The sequence below is a fragment of the Streptomyces colwelliae genome (assembly GCF_048158785.1).
GTDB lineage: Bacteria > Actinomycetota > Actinomycetes > Streptomycetales > Streptomycetaceae > Streptomyces.
This window is the reverse complement of record NZ_JBLTJC010000592.1, coordinates 1-4,269: the sequence shown is the minus strand read 5'-3', so window position 1 is coordinate 4,269 and position 4,269 is coordinate 1. Positions and strand designations below refer to the sequence as shown.

General features: G+C 67.9%; 1 protein-coding gene and 1 tRNA gene. Both read right to left on the bottom strand.

The window, feature by feature from the left end:
- Positions 1 to 170 precede the first annotated feature (170 nt).
- Positions 171 to 245 (bottom strand) — tRNA-Asp (locus ACNFOC_RS51485).
- A gap of 95 nt (positions 246 to 340) precedes the next feature.
- On the bottom strand, positions 341 to 4,269 hold a 3,929-nt coding region (gene hrpA / locus ACNFOC_RS51480; protein ID WP_416965882.1), incomplete at its 5' end, for an ATP-dependent RNA helicase HrpA.

Sequence of the window (4,269 nt, the reverse complement as noted above, 5' to 3'; positions counted from 1 at the left end):
CCCAGACCCCCCTTCGGCCTGAACGGCCTCGTCCTCAAACGCCGGACGGGCTGATTGTGCGGGCCTGCGCTCAAAGGGTGGACGGGCTGAGTGGTGCGGACCGGTGCCGACAGGACGCCGTAGGCACACGAAAAAACCCACCCCCCGAAGGGAGTGGGTCTCGTTCACTGCGGTCCTGACGGGATTTGAACCCGCGGCCTCCACCTTGACAGGGTGGCGAGCACTCCAAGCTGCTCCACAGGACCTTGATTCGCGGCACTTGTTGGTGCGTTGTGCTGCGAGACGAGACTGTACAGGAGGGTGGCCCGCCTGGTCGAACTCACTCGGTGTGCAGGCGCTGTTACGGTGCGGCCGCGTCGATCGCCTTCACGATCCGCTTGTCGGAGACCGGGTACGCCGTGCCCAGCGCGTGGGCGAAATAGCTGACCCGGAGCTCCTCGATCATCCAGCGGATGTCCCGGACGGAGGACGGAATCGGGCGGCCCTGCGGGAGTTGCTCCAGGAGCCACGCGTACTCGTCCTGCATCTCGTGGACCTTCTCCATGCGGGTCGTGTCCCGCTGGACCCCTGTCGGCATCTGCTGGAGGCGGCGGTCGGCGGCCACCAAGTAGCGCATCAGGTCGGGCAGGCGTCGTACGCCCGCCGCCGTGACGAAGCCCGGCTTCACGAGGGCGTCCAGCTGGATCCGTACGTCCGCGAGGTTCGGGAGGAGGGCGGGGCTGTGTGCGGTCTTCAGGCGGCGCTCACAGGCCTGCCAGGCGGCCAGCACCTGTTGGACCTGGCTCACCGCGCGGACCGTCGTGTCGACGATCTCGGCGCGCACCTTCTCGTAGAGCTTCCGGTACGACTCCTCGTCCCACGCCGGGCCGCCGAAGTCGCCGATCAGCTTGTCCGCCGCCGCCAGCGCGCAGTCGTCGAACAGGGCCTGGATCGAACCGTGCGGGTTCGCGGACAGGGCCAGCTTCTGCGCGTTCGTGAGCTTCTCGGAGGCGAACTTCGCCGGATTCACCGGGATGTTGCGCACGATGAGCCGGCGCGTGCCCTTCCACATCGCCTCCGCCTGCTCCTCCTCCGTGTCGAAGAGCCGCACGGAGACGGTGTCGCCGTCGTCGACCAGCGCCGGGTACGCCTTCACCGGCTGGCCGGCCCGGCGGGTCTCGAAGACGCGGGTGAGCGAGCCGATCGTCCAGTCGGTGAGGCCCTTGCGTTCCAGGGACTCCCCGCCCTCGCGCTCGGCCGTCGCCGCTGCCGCCTGCGAGATGGCCTGCCTCGCCTTCGGCTTCAGGCGGACCTTCAGCGCCTCCAGGTCCTTGTCCTCGGCGATCTTGCGGCGCCGCTCGTCCACGATCCGGAAGGTGATGAGCAGGTGGTCCGGGACCTTCGACCAGTCGAAGTCGTCGGCGGTGAAGGGGACTCCGACCATGCGCTTCAACTCGCGCGCCATGGTGGTGGGGAGAGGTTCTTGGAGGGGAACCGCCGTCGCCAGGAAGCGTTGGGCGAAGTTCGGGGCCGGGACGTAGTTGCGGCGGATCGGCTTCGGGAGGGAGCGGATGAGTTCGGTCACGACCTCTTCCCGCAACCCGGGGATCTGCCAGTCGAAGCCCTCGTCCGTCACCTGGTTGAGGACCTGGAGCGGGATGTGGACCGTGACACCGTCCGCGTCCGCGCCCGGCTCGAACTGGTACGTCACCCGGAACTTCAGCCGGCCCTGATGCCAGGAGTCCGGATAGTCGGCCTTGCTGATGTCGCCCGCGCGCTCGTTGATGAGCATCGAGCGCTCGAAGTCGAGGAGTTCGGGCTCCTCATGCCGCTTGTGCTTCCACCAGGAGTCGAAGTGGGCGCCGGAGACGACGTGTTCGGGCACCCGCTGGTCGTAGAAGTCGTAGAGCGTCTCGTCGTCGACCAGGATGTCCCGGCGCCGGGCGCGATGCTCCAACTCCTCGACCTCGGTGAGGAGTTTGCGGTTGTCGGCGAAGAACTTGTGGTGCGTGCGCCAGTCGCCCTCGACCAGCGCGTTGCGGATGAACAGCTCGCGGGACGCCTCCGGGTCGATCCGGCCGTAGTTCACCTTGCGCTGGGCGATGATCGGGACGCCGTAGAGCGTGACCTTCTCGAAGGCCATCACGGCCGCCTGGTCCTTCTCCCAGTGCGGTTCGCTGTACGTCCGCTTGAGGAGGTGGCCGGCGAGGGGCTCGACCCACTCGGGCTCGATCTTGGCGTTGACGCGGGCCCAGAGACGTGAAGTCTCCACCAGTTCCGCCGACATGACGAAACGCGGGGTCTTCTTGAAGAGCGCGGAACCCGGGAAGATCGCGAACTTGGCGCTGCGGGCGCCGAGATACTCGTTCTTCGCGCCGTCCTTCACGTCCTTCATGCCGATGTGGGACAGCAGGCCGGCGAGGAGCGAGAGGTGCACGCTCTGGTCCGCCGCATCGTCCTCGCTGAGCTGAAGGCCCATCTGCTTTGCCACCGTGCGGAGTTGGCTGTAGATGTCCTGCCACTCGCGGATCCGGAGGAAGTTCAGGTACTCCTGCTTGCACATGCGACGGAACGCGGACGAGCCGCGCTCCTTCTGCTGCTCGCGGATGTACCGCCACATGTTGAGGAACGCGAGGAAGTCGCTCGTCTCGTCCCGGAAGCGCGCGTGCTGCTGGTCGGCCTGGGTCTGCTTCTCGGCCGGGCGCTCGCGCGGGTCCTGGATGGAGAGCGCGGCGGCGATCACCATGACCTCGCGGACACAGCCGTTCTTGTCGGCCTCCAGGACCATGCGGGCGAGCCGGGGGTCGACCGGGAGCTGGGCGAGCTTGCGGCCGGTCTGCGTGAGGCGCTTGCGCGGGTCCTTCTCGTCCGGGTCCAACGCGCCCAGTTCCTGGAGGAGTTGGACGCCGTCGCGGATGTTGCGGTGGTCCGGCGGGTCGATGAACGGGAACTTCTCGATCTCACCGAGACCGGCCGCGGTCATCTGAAGGATGACGGAGGCGAGGTTCGTCCGCAGGATCTCGGCATCGGTGAACTCCGGGCGGGCGAGGAAGTCGTCCTCGGAGTACAGGCGGACGCAGATGCCGTCCGACGTACGGCCGCAACGACCCTTGCGCTGATTGGCACTTGCCTGGCTGACCGCCTCGATGGGCAGCCGCTGCACCTTCGTACGGTGGCTGTAACGGCTGATCCGGGCGAAGCCGGGGTCGATGACGTACTTGATGCCCGGGACGGTGAGGGAGGTCTCGGCGACGTTGGTGGCCAGAACGATCCTGCGGCCCGTGTGCTGCTGGAATACGCGGTGCTGCTCGGCGTGCGAGAGGCGGGCATAGAGGGGGAGGACCTCGGTGAAGCGATAGTTCTTCTTCGTCAGCGCGTCCGCCGTGTCGCGGATCTCCCGCTCCCCGGAGAGGAAGACGAGGATGTCGCCCTTGCCCTCGCCCTGGAGCTCCTCCACGGCGTCGCAGATCGCGGTGATCTGGTCGCGGTCGGAGTCCTCGGACTCGTCCTCCAGGAGCGGGCGGTACCGCACCTCCACCGGATACGTCCGGCCGCTGACCTCGATGATCGGGGCGTCGCCGAAGTGCCGGGAGAAACGCTCCGGGTCGATGGTCGCCGAGGTGATGACGACCTTCAAGTCCGGGCGCTTGGGCAGCAGTTGGGCGAGGTAGCCGAGGAGGAAGTCGATGTTGAGGGACCGCTCGTGGGCCTCGTCGATGATGATCGTGTCGTAGGCGCGCAGTTCGCGGTCGGTCTGGATCTCGGCGAGCAGGATGCCGTCCGTCATCAGCTTGATGAACGTCGACTCCTGGTTCACCTGGTCCGTGAAACGGACCTTCCAGCCGACGGCCTCGCCGAGCGGGGTGTCCATCTCCTCCGCGATGCGCTCGGCGACGGTGCGCGCGGCGATACGGCGGGGCTGGGTGTGCCCGATCATGCCGCGGACGCCACGGCCGAGTTCGAGGCAGATCTTGGGGATCTGGGTGGTCTTGCCGGACCCGGTCTCACCGGCCACGATCACGACCTGGTGATCGCGGATCGCGGCCGCGATGTCGGCCTTCTTCTGGCTGACCGGCAGCTGCTCCGGATACGAGATCGCGGGGATGCGGGTACGGCGCTCGGCCATCCGCTCCTCGCCGCGGGCCACCTCGGCCTCGATCTCGGCGAGGACGGCGGCGCGGGCCTCCGGCTTGCGGATCCTGCGCGCGCCTTCGAGCCTGCGCCCGAGCCGGTGCGCGTCGCGCAGGGTCAGCTCGGTCAGGCGGGGGGCGAGGTCGCCGAGGGCGGGGG